Origin of the sequence: Candidatus Poseidonia alphae, from assembly GCF_943787815.1 — an archaeon.
GTDB classification, from domain to species: domain Archaea; phylum Thermoplasmatota; class Poseidoniia; order Poseidoniales; family Poseidoniaceae; genus Poseidonia; species Poseidonia alphae.
Genome location: NZ_CALSNW010000003.1, coordinates 34,983 through 51,437, shown reverse-complemented (window position 1 = coordinate 51,437; position 16,455 = coordinate 34,983). Strand labels below are relative to the sequence as shown.

Here is a 16,455-nt window from a genome sequence, read left to right as displayed (position 1 = left end):
AATTCACAAGTTGTTGTTAACATGAGTTATGAGGGAGAACACCTTGGGAGAAACATGGACCCTTACTCAACCGAACCCGTCACCCTCATTGAGGAGGTTTTTCCTCAGGATACCAATGCATACAATACCCTCTTTGGAGGACGACTTCTTTCCCTGATGGACAAAGCAGGAGGCATCGCTTGTGCCAAATTCGCCCACCGTGAATTTGTCACGATTTCAATTGACACCTTGACGTTTATCGCACCTGCACGCCAGGGCGATCTTTTGGAAGTCACTGGAGAAGTCGTCTTCACCAGCAGCCATACAGCATGTACCAAAGTCACAGCCTATACGATGAGTAAGGCCACATGGGAAAAGAACATTATTTGCGAAGGCTACTTTTTCTTTGTGGCCATCGATTCGATGATGCGCCCGATTCCGATCCCACAATACACTCCTGAGACAGACGATGAAAAAGAAGAATGGGCAAAAGCGAAAGCCATCCGTGAGAACATGCTGGCCCAAAAGGCCAAACGGTCGTCTTGAAACCACCCCCACCTTCATGAGGAAGTCTCCGGTGGGCGTCATATGGTCGTACTTAACATCGCCATGATCGGATCGGATGAACTGGCTAAAAGCATTGCAAAAGCCGCAGACCAGCGTGACGTGCACACCTATGTCCACAAGGAGATGGACGGGGGCGGGGCACGCATTCTCTCTCTGATTCGCCCAGCCAAATACCCCGAACGGCTGCCACCCTTCCTCAACGCCCTTTCAACCGCTCAAGTTGGAATCATTGAGGTCACAGAAGTCAATGCTACCCTCGGAGAAGTTCTTGTCGCTTTCGCCAGTTCAGGCATCACCAACGGAGTCGCTGTCCTCAATCCTGCAGACGGTTCTTGGATTGACCAAGACCAAGTCGCTATGCTCTTTAAACAGGCTGGTTTGGCTCACTGGACCTTTGAAAAGAACGATGGACCACACCTGCGGGAGTGCCTGTACACCCTGATGGACCAACGCATTCCTGATTTGCTTGCAAATGCAGAAGCACCGCTTGTCATCCCTGTTGATCAACACTTCAACGTGAAGGGAATCGGTTTGGTTGCTATTGGCTATGTGCAATCAGGGACCGTCAGCGTTCACGATGAACTGATTCTCTTACCTGCTAACGGAGGAGGAAGCGCAAAATCGCTCCAAGTAATGGACGATGATGTTCCCAGCGCGTCTGCTGGAGACCGAGTCGGCCTTGCGCTTAGAAATGCAAAGGAAGACCATCTTACTGGAGGCACAATCATCGTTCATCCAGCGGTTGAAGATAAGCGAACCAACACCTCAGTGCCGCTAGCGGTTGAACAACATGTCGATTCGTCTGTTGAATTGTCGGTTTCGCCGTTCCAAAAGCGCTCTTTGGCGGTTGGCGATGTGATTCACGCCAGTGTTGACTTGCAATTTGTTGTGGGCCGAGTTACCTCCAGTGATGGTTCGAGACTGAATGTGACCTGGGAAAGCCCGCTTTTCATTCGTAAAACAAACCCGCCGCAAGTGCTGATCGCTCAACTGGATTCGAAACCCAGAATCATGGGTTCAGCCAAGCTTGAAAAACAAGATTAAACGTCTTGTCGGCGGAAGCATTGCGGTGAACGATTCGCCTCTACTTTCCTTGCGTTCTGCGGTGGATTGATAACCGCGCCCCGATGCTCCTCGGAATGGGATGCACGAAATTGGGCAGGAATCTGTACCAACGAGTGAAAGTGATACAGAGATGTTCACTTCGCTGCGGTTGGCGGAACCGTCGGAACGGGCCACTATCAGCTTGGATGAGCGCATGCTGACCATCCAAGGTAAACGAAGTTCTGCGATTAACGTGCGTGTGGGGGCAATCGATAGCGTCCAACATCATTCATCCAATCTGGTCCCAAATTGGTTGCTAATGATGGGTTTTGTCTCCATATGGGTTGGATGGCGATATATGGTCCCGCCCGTGTACCAGTGGTCGTTCATGTTGCTTGGGGGAGCTGCAATTTTCGCACGAATATTTACCAGACAACCTACGGTAACGATTCAAACTGCATCAAACGACACCCATGTGTTGTTTGGCAACGAACATGTTCTCAGACACCTCACCTTCATGGTTAACAAATTGTTGAAAGGCAAGAGTTTGGCTTACGCCCGACTGGCCTGGAATAGCGTTGACCGTACGCATCAAGAGCAGGAGGGGTTGATGCCTGCCCCCGAACTGCCTGTTGTCATCAATACACCGTTACCGATCGATATGTTTCTTTCATCACTTGGTGAAGGGGAGTTGGACGAAGCGGTGCCCTTCGTGCAAGAACAGGAGCCCGAGTGGATGCCTACGCATTCGCCTGAACCCTCCCAGCCTACGATTCTCCCCAGTTTCCTTTCCACCTGGCACTCTGAGCAGGCCGCAGCGGAACGGGCGACCTATCCTGCTGACCATCATCCAGTACCCGTTCATCTTCCGGTGTTGGAACCACAACGACGGCCGCTGATGCATCAAGAGTCCGACCGACCGCCCCATGAATACCGAGCACCTCAACCCTTCTTGCCGTCTTTTTTTGGGCAAGATGAAGTACACATCCCCCAACGAACTGAAGAGATACTGGAAGAGGAGGAGGAACCCATACTCCTCGATGCTGAACTGATTCCCTTCATCGACACAATTCCAGCCGGAGACGAGGTTGAGACCCTCCCCCTGCCTCGTCAAAACATTACCCTTGAACGTGAAAGACCCCTCTTACAACCTCGCAAGCCACGGGACCCTGACCGGTCCTCCTTCCGGCCCCGTCACCGCCCGCAATCGCGTCCTCGAACGGCTGCCAGCCCCAGGGGATTCCTCAGCCAGTTGCGCAAGGTAGCCACAGAGATTCTTTCAGGAACAAAAGCCCCATCAAGACCTTCTCCATACGGTACAAGCACCACATCTTCAGCACTACGTGAGCAGGCCCAACAAGCGCATGATGAGCAAACTGGAGAGGTGCTGCGTAATCTCTCAAGTGAGAACGGTGGTGTGTTTGGGCAAGATGAGATGGAGCGACTTCAGGAGAAGGTAGAAACCATGCTGGCTACAGTTGGGGAAATGGATTCAGAGCGCCGACCCCCCGATCTGGATGATGTGTCCTTCGCAGACCTCAAAGCATCGGTTCCTGAGGACGATAGACGAGTTCGACAGTTGGACGATTGAGTGTTACGAGAATTCAATCATGCTGGCATAATCCGCCAGCCGTTGTTCAAATTGCTCGGTCGTCAACTTGCAAAGTGCCTCTGTCCCAAAACTCGTCAGGGTGAAACTTGCTGTAACGGTTGCAACAGCAAGTCCTTGTTTGAGTTCATGCAAGGTAACGGGGCCTTCACTGAGTGAGAAATGCGCTGCGAGCGAACCTGCAAAACTATCACCGCAACCGGTAGGGTCAGCAATATCAGCAGTCGGATATGCAGGGAGCGCAATCCATTGACCGTTATGGAGAGCAATGACACCATGCTCGCCTCGTTTGACCACCAAAGTGGACGTTGAAGTTTCCTTCGCCAAGGTGTTCATGGCTCGTACAATGTTGTCATCTCCCGCCAACATTCTCACCTCACCATCGTTGATGATAACCACATCAGCTCGGCGCATAACTTTCAGTAAATCCGGTTGAGCAATCTCAATCCATAGATTCATCGAATCCAGCATGGTCAACCTTTGTGGGGATGTTTGATCCATGACTGAGGCCTGAATCCCCGGATGCAAGTTTGCACAAAAGACGATTGACGGTGACGAGAGTGGGGGTGCGATCTCAGGCTTGAAATGTTCAAAGACATTGAGATACGTGGCTTTAGTCACCGCCTCAGCCATCGAGCCATGATAACTTCCTTCCCATCTGAACGTCTTTCCCGGAGCAACTTGAATTCCCGTAAGATTCAGCCCTGCGTCGCTTAGAACGGTGCGATCTTGTTCGTCAAAGTCCTCACCAACAACACCAACAAGGGCTGCAGAAGAACGTTGCATGCGGTCCAAGTGAAACTGGCAAGCAAGACCTGCATACGTCGCAGAACCGCCAAGAGCTTCACGAACGGACCCTTCCGGAGATTCGACTGAATCGTATGCTAGACTACCGACGATGAGGACGCTCATGGACGGCCCAAGAGAAGGTGATTGATGGTTTTACCGATGACCGTTCAACCCAACAGCTCTTGATGCATATCGATGTATTGAATGGTGATATTACCGCTGATGAAGTCCGGTTCATCCATGATTCTACGGTGCAGTGGTATCAGATGTTCAACTCCTGTGATGACGGTTTCGTCAAGTGCTGTCCTCATCCGACGAACGGCATCGTCTCGGTCGTGCCCCCATACCAAGAGTTTGGCGAGCAATGAGTCAAAACAACCCGGCATTTCGTAACCAGCGTGAGCATGAGTATCGCATCGTATACCGAACCCACTCGGGAAATGGCATTCCCACAATCGCCCGGGACTTGGAATAAATTCACGCGGATCTTCGGCATTTAAGCGGCACTGGATAGCATGCCCTCTCCATGCAATGTCTTCTTGAGAGAGCGGTAATGCTTCTCCTTGAGCGACGCGAATGCCCAGTTCAACCAAATTGTAACCTGTAAGCAATTCAGTCACCGTGTGCTCAACTTGGACACGAGGATTAACCTCAAGGAAATAGAAGTCTCCATTCGCATCACGAAGGAACTCAAAGGTAGCGAGTCCCTTGTAGCCAACTGCTTCTGCGCCCCGGCAAACCAATTCTCCGATTTCAGAACGCTTTGCATCATCAAGCCATGGTCCTTCTTCGACCAGTTTTTGGTGGCGGCGTTGAATGGAACAAAATCGCTCTCCGAAATGAATGGCTTTTTTCCCATCAGCCAAAACTTGAAATTCAACATGCTGGGCCCCAAGAATGTATTTTTCCACAAAGACTCGGTCGTCTCCAAAAGCGGAACGCGCCCGTGACTGGCACAACTTCAAGGCTCCTTCAAACTCATCTGCTTGCTCGACAATTTGCATTCCAATTCCACCGCCTCCTGCTGCTGCTTTGATGATCACAGGGTATCCAATGTCATTGGCGAGTTCTCGCGCAACATCAGCACTCGCAATCGGTTCCGAAGAGCCTTTTGCGGTTGGAAGGCCTGCTTCTTCCATGGCCGCTCTTGCTTGAATTTTATCTCCCAGAAGGGTGATGACATCGGAAGAAGGACCGATGAAAGTGATCCCTTCCTCTTCGAGGCGAGCAACAAAATTTGCGTTCTCGGCAAGGAAGCCGTATCCAGGATGGATTGCATCGCATTCCAATTCTTTTGCGGCTTGAATAACAGATTCGATGTCCAGATACGAATCCAAAGGGTTGGTTCTGTAGTTTGGATAAGCAATGTCCGCCATACGTACGGGGAGTGATAAACGGTCCTCTCTACCATGAATAATGGCTGCTTCGATGCCCATGTCGCGCAGGGTTCTCAAGATGCGGAGGGCTATTTCCCCACGATTTGCAATCAAGACCCGTTTGAATCCCATGTACACACGGCGACCGAAGTATCCTATGAGCAAAGCGGTCAAAACAACTGGTCTTTTACGATAATATTGTAATTTAGCATGTTCCAAAGGTTTTCGGTTTAGGCCAGAAACAGTTTCCTTATCTTAGACGGAAGGAATATGTAGGTGACAGATTATGGAAATCCGTAATGCTTAGCGAAGACGGGAAGTGGTTTTACGACGAAACCCAAGAGGAGTGGATGCCGAATGAACCCGGCTTGCAAGGGATGAATGCAGCCGCAGGCCCCCGATTCATACCCCCGATGATGGACTTGAAAAACAGCGTTAATGATGTGAAAAATATGAGTGAAAAGAATCTGAACAAGAGAGTATACAGTGCAGGAATTGCATTCATTATGGGACTAGGCTTCCTGATGATGATCATGTCCGAGCAATACACTTACTCATCAAACCATACAGCAGCTCCTGAAGCCCCGGATACAATATCATCATCTGACTTTGATGCGGATAATAATGGACTTAATACTACGGAAGAAGAGGCATATCAAGCCGCCATTGACCGATACAATGAGAGGTTTCAAAATTATCAAGACGCTGTAGAGGACCACAACTTTCTCATGCTAGCGTATGAGGGTAAGGCTACTTTTTGGATGAATATAGCACCCGGTTTCATCGTTGCAGGATTGGTCTGTTTGACGTTCCAATCAAAGGGAGTTGAAATGACAAACAGCATTCGACTGACGCTACTTATTGGAACGTTATACATGGTTGCAAATCTTTTGGGATACAATATGCCAGGTGTAGCCGGTGATGTCTCATTCGGTTTTGGTGAATAAGGCCGTCCTTGTGATGGTTTTCCGGAAGTTTTTGCCCGAAATTCGGTAAAAATAGAATTCTTCGTGCGAACATTCATATTCTCTTACACACATTTGTAGATATGAGCCGAACAACGATGACCGGCAGCGAAGTGATTCAACAACTCGCTGGGAAAGATTTGAACAATGATGGAAAGGTCATCAATTTGGTGATCTGCGGGAATTCTAAATTCTATGACTATGGATTTCTCGAAGATGAATTGGACACTTGGGTGCGCTACAATGGGTATCCTGATGTCGTCATACTAGGGGGCGCAAGCGGAGTCGACTATCTCGCCGAGCGCTGGGCTGATAACAACAACATTCCTCTGGCAATTTTTACCGAAGCATGGGACGCCCCTCGCCCTTCGCAAGCTGAAGACACAGGCCGGCCAGAGGCGGTTGCTGACCTTGGTCATCGAATGATTAAACACTCAACGCACATGTTAGCCTTCCCTGGGCCTGATTCAGTTTGGACCAAGCACATGGAAGCGATAGCGAACGGCGCGGGTGTACCTGTCGTAAGTGTCCCGTTGCCGATGCAGTGAAATCAGTAGACGTCACGAAGGTATCGCTTCTGTTCTTTCATCATGGTTTTCTCGATAAAGTGAGTGGCATCCGCTTCCGACATGCCGCCATGTTCGATGGCAATCTCAATAAGAGCCTTATGGACATCTTTTGCCATGTATTTTTTATCGCCACAGATGTAGAAATATGCTCCACGCTCAAACCATTCCCAAACTTCTGCACCGTATTCCTTTAGGCGATGTTGGACGTAGATTTTTTCCTCTTGGTCTCGGGACCAGGCGGTTGTGAATCGGTAGAGGTCTCCTTCATCCATCCATGTTTCAATCGTGTCCTTGTAGTAAAATTCTGTCTTTGAAGATTGGTCCCCAAAGAACAGCCAGTTCTTACCCTTGCCACCGTCAAAGACCCGTTGCTCCATGAATGCACGGAATGGGGCGATTCCAGTTCCGGGCCCAACCATAATGATGTCTACATCCTTGTCATCGGGCAGAATGAACGATTTTGTTGGAGACATGAATACACCGATAGGAGCCCCAGAGGTATCGATTTCATCGGCCATGAATTGAGTACACAATCCACCACGAGGGCGGTTATTGTACTCAAAACGAACAATACCGACGGTCAGCTCAACATAACCCGGATGAGCATCATGGGATGATGCGATGGAATAGAGGCGTGGCTTCAGCCGATCAGCAAGGTCCAAGAACTCCTCTGGAGCGTACTTGACATCAAACTCTCTCATGATGTCCACATAATCTCGAGTCCACAGGTAATCTTCGATGGCCTTTGGGTCGACGGTAATTGCTGCGATTTGGTCGCTGGGGTCGTCCGATGGAACCGAGGCTTGCAGGGAAGGAGGGAGGTGTTCATCGGATGACGAAGTCCAAGTGGATTGGTTTCTGGTTCGCGATACGATGCTCATGGAAATGTTCATACCGCTTGACACCACCTTTGCAGCCAAAGACTGTACGAACTTTTTATTGGCGAGATGGACTTCAAAGTCTTTCTTGAGTGCGTCGTAGAGGGAGCGCTCTCCATTGTGTGTGGTCACCGCATGGTCTCGGTCCCATCCTTGGGCTTCTATGATTTCGCTTACGATATGTGGCGGGTTTTCAGCCAGAACGCCCAAGGCGTCCCCGACTTTGTAGTCCAAACCTGAGTCGCCCAATTCGAAGACAACGTGACGGGTTTCTTTCCGGGAGCCTTCCCCGTTGAGAATGTAATTCTCAGTAATTTTTGTCATGTACGGATTTTTCGCTGACCAGTTCTCACCCATGCGCTCACCTCAGCCTAAAGAGGCCGATGAATTTCCCACTGATGTGGGCTATATCATCATTCGTGTGACCTCACATCACAGATTCAAATCCACTGAAACCAACCGATGGGGAAAAGAAGGAAAAGTGCATGGCGTTGAATATGACCCCCCGTATTGATGTTCTTGGGACGGGTAATGCCTTCCTCCCCAACGGGCGACATCACTCGTTTTCAGTGTTTGATGGAAAGCACATCATCGACGCTCCCCCAACTGCGCTGGCCAGCCTGCGACGAGCAGGGATTCCAGTTTCTGACATTGAATCCGTGTTCATTACTCATATTCATGGAGACCATGTTTTCGGCTTTCCGTTCCTACTCCTTGAGAGGAAGTATATTTCCGACCGTGAAGGAACGCAACCCCTGCGCGTGATTGGTTCACCGACGGCCCGAGTACGGTTAACCGAACTCTGCCACCTTGCATTCCCCGGATCGCTTGACAGCATTCTTGAATCGGTCGAATGGATTGAGGACGCCGTTGGTACAACCGATGATGGCTGGTCTTGGGAGCGATTTGAGGTCCACCACGATGACGCAGTCGACCCGTATGGATATCGCTTTGAGAACCCCGAAGGTGTGAACTTTGTACACAGCGGTGACTCTGGCCCGTGTGATACCCTCTACGAAGCCATCGAGCGGTCAAGCATCGCCATCCTTGAGATGGGTTTTCCGGATTGGGTTCCTTCGACACACCATCACAAGCCCAAAGATATCGAAGCATTGGCGCAACGATGCTCAACCCCTCTCATCATTACACACACTTTTGTTGATGATGCAACGAACCATCCGAAAATTCTCAGTGACTCCATTCCAAAACACCCTCCTCATGTGAGTCACGTTTCAGATGGAACACGTCTAAGTTGGGAGAACGGCGAATGGGTTATTTCCAGTTTGGCCGATGCATAATTCTCTCTGGGAGAAAATTGTTCTTTTTTACGAAAACATTGAATCTTTATATGCTAAACTTCGCCGTTGTCTTGTTCTAAAATTAGCGTCCCCCAATGGTTGGAGTGGACAGGCATATAAGGGGGACTCGGACTCATGGCGAATACGGCACGGAGTCATTTACGGACTCCTTGCATGTTGCTATAAATAGGGGGAGAAATTGAATGGAGAAGAACATCTTCGACAAGTTCATGTCCCGGAAAACATTGTTCCGAAACAAAGAGATTCTTCGGCATGATTTCCGCCCCAGTCTTCTGCCTCACCGCACCGAGGAAATTGAAAAGATTTCATACAACCTCTGGGAAGCCCTCAAGGGACACATTCCATCAAACATGACGCTTTACGGCGTGACTGGTGCTGGCAAAACAGCTGTTACAAGTTATGTCTGCCATCACCTCAAGGCAAAGGGAGAAACCATTGGAAGAAAAGTCCACCCTGTCATCGTAAACTGCCGACAAATTGACACGCAATACCGAGTCTTGAGCCACATTGGTAATTCTCTTCTTGAGGATTATGAGCAAGACGAAATTCCATTTACAGGCTGGCCCACAGACCGTGTATTCAGTGAACTCGTCCGCAGAATGGATGCTCGTGGCGGCGTATTTATCATCGTCCTTGATGAAATCGACCACTTGGTTCGAAAGGTAGGGGACGATTTGTTGTACAACCTTACCAGTTTGAATTCATCGCTCAAGAAGGCACGAGCGTGTGTTATTGGAATCTCAAACGATTTGAAATTCACAGACTTCCTTGACCCTCGTGTCCGCTCTCGCTTAGGGCAATTGGATGTATTGTTCCGGCCTTACGACGCAGAACAGCTTCAGGACATTCTCCGACAACGCTCCAAGGAAGGACTTCAAGAGAGCGTTCTTCAATCGGGTGTTATCGAGCTTTGCGCTGCACTCGCAGCACAGGAACACGGGGATGCTCGATGTGCTCTTGACCTGCTAAGAATCTCCACTGAAAAGGCTGAGCAAGACGGGGAATCAATCGTTACCCAAGGCCATGTAAGAACTGCTCAAAGTCAGATTGAAGCCGACCAAATCACACCGGTCATCTCATCCCTGCCGAGTCAACAGAAACTGGTCTTGGCTGCCGTACTGATCAATGAAAAGAACGGTCTGCGAAACGTCCAGACCGGACAGGTTTACGACATCTACAGGCAAGCATGCTTGCACATCAATCAGCACGCTCTTACGCAACGAAGAATTTCCGGCCTGATTTCAAATCTCGACATGCTCGGATTGATTACAGCACGTACCGTTAGTAAAGGACGCTATGGCCGTTCGAAGGAAATCACTTCTTGCGTTCCTAAGAACATCGATGCACCGCATATCATGACCGAGTCTGAAGCCGAAATGGGAGCGGTATTTACTGCATCCTATCGTCATCAATCAGCTCTTTGAGCATTCATCAGATTGACTGTATGAATCAAAAACCAAGGTAGATTGTTTTTCGGTGTTCTTATATCCGCCTCGCCGGTCGGCGTAGGTATGACCAACGGCGAATCATCCGATGCGGCCGCACAAACTTCAGCCTCTGGACCTTCTCCGGTATGGGCAAATTTCTTAGTAACACTCGGATTGTGGGGCTTGTTATTGGCTGTTTTGAACATGTTCTCAGCAGCAACCCCAGCCCAGCACGTTTCTTGGGGAGGTTTGTTGACCTTTGAAGCCGCAAACCCTGCATTTGGAACCGCAAGAGATGGATTCCACTATGAAGTTCTTGGCGACACTATATTCATTGCAGCTTGCCTCGCAATGGTTGGATTCGGAATGAAAACCATTAACGAGACCAGGGGAGTTTCCCAGTGGGCTACTTCCTTGATTGTCAACGATACCTGGACTGCCCTTGCTGACCCATCGGTTGGCGGTGGACAACGAACAATGTCTGCTTGGTGTCTTCTTTTGGGACTTGTGTTTTACTTGTGGTTCGGAATCAACCACAGCGGATGGATGGATGTTGGCGTTTATTCCGTCACCATCGCTTTTGTCGCAGCTGGCTTTGCTCTCAATCATGCCAGTCGCGTCCCACCCGGCGACGAAAACTTGGACTGAATCAATTCTTCTTGGTCCTTATCAAGGGTTTGTGCCCGTGCTTTCCCGAGACTGCGTCCAAGCAACCAAGAATCAATCCCTGCCAGAGAGCAAGGCTCCAAAGTATGGTTAGTCTGCGAACACCAAACATCGCTTTGATTTTGCTGCCTTTTGTAGAGCGAAGTACAGTCCTGTTGACAACACCCAATGGCCCTCTCCAGAGAATGATTTCATGGAGGATCAGCAAAATGAAAGAACCAAGGAGAACTTTTGTTTCCCAGAAAACACTGATTTGCTCCCAGTCCAAAGTTCCTAAGCGGTTAATTTCGTAGAGGAACGGCAATCCCGAGATGAAAATTGCTAACCAAAGCGGGAACAGAATGAGTACCATCGCAGAACTTCCTAAGAAATCAAAACCTGGTCCTGTTCGCTTTCCCTTTGGATAATGGCGGACGATACGCAGGTGAGCCCTCGCATCTCTTTTCCGCTTGTTCAAGAACCGAGTAATTCCTGTTTCAGGCACGTGACGTACCAATGCTTCGGGAGCGTAGACAATGGTTCCCCCTGCTTCAATCAACCTCAAACTCACTTCCATGTCCTCTGCATGGTACCACTCGGGATCAAATCCGCCAACATCGAGAAGCGATTGACGATGGAACATCGAACAGGGACCGTTAGCAAGACTGGTTCTGCGAGGGCGTGAGCGATATTTGGATGCGATTTCTACCGAACGAAAACGGCTGACGAGGTCTTCAGCCCGCTCGAAAACGGTTCGGCCAGTGACTGCTACAACGCGCTCATCATCGGATACCGGTTGTATTTCTGCGACAAGGTTGGAAATCCAATCCGGTTCAGGTCGAACGTCAATATCGGTAATGGCCACCCATTCACCCATTGCATGATTGAGCGCCCATTGACGGCCAGCGGCTAAACCAAGCTGACTTTGATGATGAACGCGAATAGGGTGTCCGTTGAGGCCTTGGGGGTCATTCCATTGTTCCAAGATGGATTCGGCATCGTCACTTGACCCATCGTTAACGATGAGAATTTCAATCGAGGGGTAGGTCTGTGACTGCAGTGCTTCTAAGCAGCCTGAAATCCAATCATATCCGTCCCTCACGCAAACTGTAATTGAGACGAGGAAGGGTTCCATCAAACCACCTCAAAAAATCCAAGCAGGTGCCTGCAACGTTCTTTGGTTTTGAGCGTTGTTTGTTGAAGAACAACGCCTTTACCCGGTTGCCCATAGATGATCTGAGTTCCGATTGGCGCAACCAAATGGATGTAGAGTGGAGCGAGATCCTCCTCTCCCTCTACGTCAATAAGCGCAGGAATCTCCATCCTGCATGCCAGCTCAATGGCTGCAAGCAAACTTGGCGTAAGTTGTCCTGCAGGGTTAACGGCCCGTAAATGGGATGGAAATCGAGAACCGTCCACTTGCTCTTCTTTGGCCAAAGGCGTGCGTTTTGTTTGACCATCAATCAGTGCAATGTCAGGAACATAGTCCATATTGAGCAGGGTGGCAACCGTAACATCACCAACTGCAACGAGAGCCCGTGTGCTGAGGTCCAACCCATCTAAAGCCGCAAACATCGCAACTTCAGGAGCATCCTCTGGGCCTTCAAACAAGACCCCCATTGGAGTTTTGAGTTCTTCATCAAGGCGAGGGTGCATCAGAAGAGTTTGTTCACGATAGTGGGACTCAATCCATGAATGGCCTTGCAGGTCAATATGACCGTTGCGAATTCGTGAAGAACTGATGATGCCCCCTTCGATGTCCTGCATGTGAGCAACTTCAATGATGTTGAGGGGAGCCAATCCATTGGATGCCCGAACAGCATTGATGGATTCGCATTGTCCACGGGTTTCGGGGGTTGCAACGATACAATCCGCATCCTGATGAACAGGAGCAGGTCCCATTGCATCATTGAGCATATGAATCGTCACTCGTCCAGGGGCATGTGATTCAGCCCATTGAAGGAGAATTTCTCTACGCGTTTCAAAGGCTTGAATGAATGATGATTTTGAATCAGCCATCGGGTCCGAAGTAACGTGAATTTCAATTCTTTTTGCAGATTTTTGAGCTGCATCAAGGAGCAAACGATGCCCAGCATGGAAGCGATCAAAAGTTCCACCAACCAAACAACATGAGAAGGGTTGTTGTGGTTCCATATCTAGGTGACAGTGAAAACAGCCTTTGAGGTCATCGCCTCCTCTCGGCTGAATAAAGCGAATTTGAGCAAGCAGCTGTGCCCCGACACCTAACGGCCTTTTTCATCGGTTACTCAAAGGCCTGACCCTCGGTATCGGGGCTTGCTGTCCAGTAGGGTGGTTGTCTTGAGGTCATCCTGTCGTCATTCAAGGACCCATAACCTACCGATGGTTTACCGCATTTGCACCGGAACTCACTCCCCGAAGGGTCCTCCCAGTCTTCGATTGCGGCCGTACTCATGGTGTCAGACGTCATAGCAATTTCACAGTAGCTCAGCCCGATGTTGCAGGTACGGTAAACGATGCTGAGACCGTTGCCTTTTCAATCCATCGTCATTTGTTGGCGGGCTGCAAACGACCTTGAATAGAGCAAGAGACCGATTGAGGAATCTCCATCCTCAATGGTTTCTGGAGTGAAGTTTGGCCAAGACTCAATCGGCTGGACCAGCCAAGCTGCCTCCGGGTGCGTTTGCAATGTCGGAACCGGCAACCCTTGTTCAAGTGCATATGTCATTTCAAAGAGGTCATTTAACGAAGGCGTGCCTGGTCCGGATTGAAGTAATTTGATGCCCATGAGGTCTTCCGTAGAAAGATTGTATCCGGGATGCTGGTGATGGGTGCCGGGGAATCCCCCCCGTTGTCCCTTGGGATGGGCGAGGAGAGCGGGCCAAGAAATCGATTGTTCTTTCAACCAACTTCGACCCGATGAAGTGTTGAGTTGAGAAATGAGCCATTGACTTGCATACGGTGCCCACCAAAGTTGAGGAAGGTGCTGCATAAGCGAGCGTGTGTCTTCAGAAACCCACGGTTCGTTGCGTTGTGTTGTTTGAATCGCCTTAGCCCACAAACTGATGAATGATGTTTCGGGATGCACCTGAGCAGCCTTTAGCCATTGGTTCAAGAGCAGGTGCCGCTCGGCATCAATGACCCTGGTTGAAGGGAAAACCATCGGAAGAACCAGATGCGGCAGATGAGGGTGGTTCAACCATTCTAAACTCCCCTTTTTCATCAATTCATTGTATTCCCCGCCCAGTGACGATGATGCTCCAAGGACAACGGCAGCGAGCCACGAGCCCTTTTCCTCATGGTCCATAGAAGTAGAAAGGCTGAGAAGAATTTCAGGAGATGACCGTAATTCTAAGGTCAACCGCCGAAATGCCTTCTCCCGCCATGTACCAATTCCTTTGTGAAGGGAATGTGCGAGGGTCAGGAGATCAACATGATGTGGAGGGAGAAGGTTTACCCAACCTCTAGGGAGCCGATCTTGAAGTCGAATCCAACGGCTTTCCCTCCCGCCAGGGGGTGAAGCGATCCAGGCTGCAATGGGCCACTTCGTTTCCAATTCATTGGCCATCGTTTCGTTGCCTGTGGGATACACATCGAGCGCTTTCATCATTGCTGTGGCCTCCCTTGGATCAGAAACAACTCTCGTGAAGTGGAGCGGGTCAAGTTCAATTGTTGCACATGCTGCAAGCAATTCTTCTGCATGGAGAGGATAGAATTCAAGGAACCGATGTTGCTGTGAAGTTGCCGCTTTCGATTCGAGGTCCAACGGCAGAACAGTTGACCTGTTGAGATGCACCCTCAGTTGTGCAAGTACGGGTGAATCTTTGATGTGAACCGTTGCGCTTGGAAGCATCAAGCCATCCAAGTGCCGAGTGACCAGCATTTTGCACATGGGGTGAGTTAGGACTCGTTCGAGCAGGGACTGGTCCGGGTTGGGAAATGGCCACTCCATTACAAAAGGTATACGCACATGGCTCAAAACATGCTCACACAGGGCTTGAAGGCCAAGAGGAGAAACGCCGTACAAATCCACTGCTTCATCGTCGAAATGTAACTCCCTCCAGTGTACGGTGCCGAAATCTGCAATCAGATCGCGTCTCAACGGCAAAGGCATACGGTTCATTCCAGAATCCAATTGTGACCTCATCTCCTCATAACGACCGTTGAGCTTAATGGTTGACATTCTCGGATGGCGCAGACGTAACCACGAGCGAAGGACTTCGTGGGGCAATTCCCTCTGGGCATCACTGTTCTGCTCATTCAATATTAAGCACCCTTGACCCATCACGTTGAATACCAATGTTCGGTCTAAGGAAGAAGGCAAATCAGCATGCGCTCCATGAGGAGGAGCGTATCCGTAGTCTGTACCTTCCACTGTTCCAAGTATTGTCTTACCTTGAAGCAGCGATGAAGGTGGTGATGTTGACTGGAGCGAAGAGAACCATTGCCCTTCAAGCACACTTGATGCATCCTTACGTTCCACTACTGCCCCTCTAACAATTCCAATTTTTGTTGGACCTGCGCTGAAATCATCAAGGGTTCCACTCGCAGCATACTGTGGCGCTTCGGTAGGAACGAGCGTTGCTAAATCATACCACCGAAGGTTCTGAATTTGGAAAAGAACCCACGCCCCCCCTTCATTTCCATTGGAAGATTCAGAAAGAGAATTTGCGGCATCTGGAATGAAATTCAAAGGAGATTTTGGTGGTTGCAGGTAACCAACCAAGACATGTTGATCATCCGATTGCAAGACGATTCCATCCTTTCCGACAGGAATTGTATCAATGTGGTGTTTTACCTTAGCCAATCCATCTTCTTCGATTCGTTCAATCCCTGCTTGCGTGAGGTAGAGGAGGGCGTTGCGGATCCCGCCTGCGTCGTCGCGATAAACATCACCCTTAGCCCGCAATTGACGGCATGCAAGCGAGGCGTGCGGCATTCGCATGCTAAATTGTTGGGCAATTTCAGATACCGTACTTGGACCTTGACTCAACCATAGGAGAATTCTGCGGTGGGCGACTGAACGAATCCTTCTGATGGACAACCTTCTTCACCTCAAACATCCGTAGTTGCCAGCCATTCATTAACTTCACCCTTAGAACTTATAATTAGTTACATTTAGTTATCTATTTCCACTGGAAAGGTGTGCGTTTACTTACTTGGCCGAGCCCAGATGTAAAAAAAACACCACCAATAGGTCACCAAGTGTAACATAATCGTCATTCCAGAGAGGAAGCATTATATCAGCGGCCTCGCTCCTAAGAAACAGTGGCGATACCTAAGAAAGACCGCCCTATATTGACCAGGAG

Annotated in this window: 14 protein-coding genes; 8 read left to right on the top strand and 6 right to left on the bottom strand. The window is 49.6% G+C overall.

Annotated features, from left to right (window positions below; all coding sequences use genetic code 11):
- Window positions 1–54 precede the first annotated feature (54 nt).
- The 3 genes from AAA857_RS05160 (at window position 55) to AAA857_RS05150 (ending at window position 3,181) form a co-directional block, all read left to right on the top strand.
- On the top strand, window positions 55–525 hold the full coding sequence (locus AAA857_RS05160; protein ID WP_338173812.1) for an acyl-CoA thioesterase: 471 nt from the start codon (window positions 55–57) through the stop codon (window positions 523–525).
- Between the two features lie 42 nt (window positions 526–567).
- Entirely contained in the window at window positions 568–1,590 is a 1,023-nt protein-coding gene (locus AAA857_RS05155; RefSeq protein WP_338173810.1) for an EF-Tu/IF-2/RF-3 family GTPase, read from the top strand.
- Between the two features lie 100 nt (window positions 1,591–1,690).
- Window positions 1,691–3,181 (top strand): hypothetical protein, encoded by a 1,491-nt coding sequence (locus tag AAA857_RS05150; RefSeq protein ID WP_338173808.1) that lies wholly within the window; start codon window positions 1,691–1,693, stop codon window positions 3,179–3,181.
- A gap of 3 nt (window positions 3,182–3,184) precedes the next feature.
- On the opposite strand, the gene AAA857_RS05145 is transcribed toward AAA857_RS05150, so the two are convergent.
- On the bottom strand, window positions 3,185–4,111 hold the full coding sequence (locus AAA857_RS05145; RefSeq protein ID WP_338173806.1) for a PfkB family carbohydrate kinase: 927 nt from the start codon (window positions 4,109–4,111) through the stop codon (window positions 3,185–3,187).
- 44 nt (window positions 4,112–4,155) lie between these two features.
- Window positions 4,156–5,496 (bottom strand): biotin carboxylase N-terminal domain-containing protein, encoded by a 1,341-nt coding sequence (locus tag AAA857_RS05140; protein WP_338173803.1) that lies wholly within the window; start codon window positions 5,494–5,496, stop codon window positions 4,156–4,158.
- Between the two features lie 320 nt (window positions 5,497–5,816).
- On the opposite strand from AAA857_RS05140, the gene AAA857_RS05135 reads away from it, so the two are divergent.
- Window positions 5,817–6,311, top strand: a complete 495-nt coding sequence (locus tag AAA857_RS05135) for a hypothetical protein (protein ID WP_338173801.1) — start codon at window positions 5,817–5,819, stop codon at window positions 6,309–6,311.
- 101 nt (window positions 6,312–6,412) lie between these two features.
- On the top strand, window positions 6,413–6,877 hold the full coding sequence (locus tag AAA857_RS05130; RefSeq protein WP_338173800.1) for a DUF2493 domain-containing protein: 465 nt from the start codon (window positions 6,413–6,415) through the stop codon (window positions 6,875–6,877).
- Window positions 6,878–6,879: 2 nt separating this feature from the next.
- Here the strand turns inward: AAA857_RS05130 and AAA857_RS05125 are convergent, their stop codons facing one another.
- Window positions 6,880–8,133 carry a hypothetical protein gene (locus AAA857_RS05125; RefSeq protein ID WP_338173797.1) on the bottom strand — a complete coding sequence of 418 codons (1,254 nt, stop codon included), beginning with the start codon at window positions 8,131–8,133 and terminating at the stop codon, window positions 6,880–6,882.
- Window positions 8,134–8,261: 128 nt separating this feature from the next.
- Here AAA857_RS05125 and AAA857_RS05120 point away from each other — a divergent pair, with 128 nt between their 5' ends.
- The 3 genes from AAA857_RS05120 to AAA857_RS05110 all read left to right on the top strand — a co-directional run bounded on the left by AAA857_RS05120 (window position 8,262) and on the right by AAA857_RS05110 (window position 11,170).
- Window positions 8,262–9,074: an MBL fold metallo-hydrolase gene (locus tag AAA857_RS05120; protein WP_338173795.1), complete on the top strand. Its 813-nt coding sequence runs from the start codon at window positions 8,262–8,264 to the stop codon at window positions 9,072–9,074.
- 203 nt (window positions 9,075–9,277) lie between these two features.
- The gene (locus AAA857_RS05115; RefSeq protein ID WP_338173793.1) at window positions 9,278–10,519 is read left to right on the top strand and encodes an orc1/cdc6 family replication initiation protein; all 1,242 of its coding nucleotides are present in this window, start codon (window positions 9,278–9,280) and stop codon (window positions 10,517–10,519) included.
- Between the two features lie 87 nt (window positions 10,520–10,606).
- Complete coding sequence (locus AAA857_RS05110) at window positions 10,607–11,170, top strand: hypothetical protein (protein WP_338173791.1); 564 nt, start codon at window positions 10,607–10,609, stop codon at window positions 11,168–11,170.
- Between the two features lies 1 nt (window position 11,171).
- Here AAA857_RS05110 and AAA857_RS05105 read toward each other — a convergent pair whose 3' ends face one another.
- From AAA857_RS05105 to AAA857_RS05095, 3 genes are all read right to left on the bottom strand, one after another.
- Window positions 11,172–12,302, bottom strand: a complete 1,131-nt coding sequence (locus AAA857_RS05105; protein WP_338173789.1) for a glycosyltransferase family 2 protein — start codon at window positions 12,300–12,302, stop codon at window positions 11,172–11,174.
- Window positions 12,302–13,321, bottom strand: a complete 1,020-nt coding sequence (locus tag AAA857_RS05100) for a pantetheine-phosphate adenylyltransferase (protein ID WP_338173787.1) — start codon at window positions 13,319–13,321, stop codon at window positions 12,302–12,304. The genes AAA857_RS05105 and AAA857_RS05100 overlap by 1 nt, the downstream gene beginning before the upstream one ends.
- Before the next feature lie 361 nt (window positions 13,322–13,682).
- The gene (locus tag AAA857_RS05095; protein WP_338173785.1) at window positions 13,683–16,190 is read right to left on the bottom strand and encodes a MarR family winged helix-turn-helix transcriptional regulator; all 2,508 of its coding nucleotides are present in this window, start codon (window positions 16,188–16,190) and stop codon (window positions 13,683–13,685) included.
- Between the last annotated feature and the right edge of the window lie 265 nt (window positions 16,191–16,455).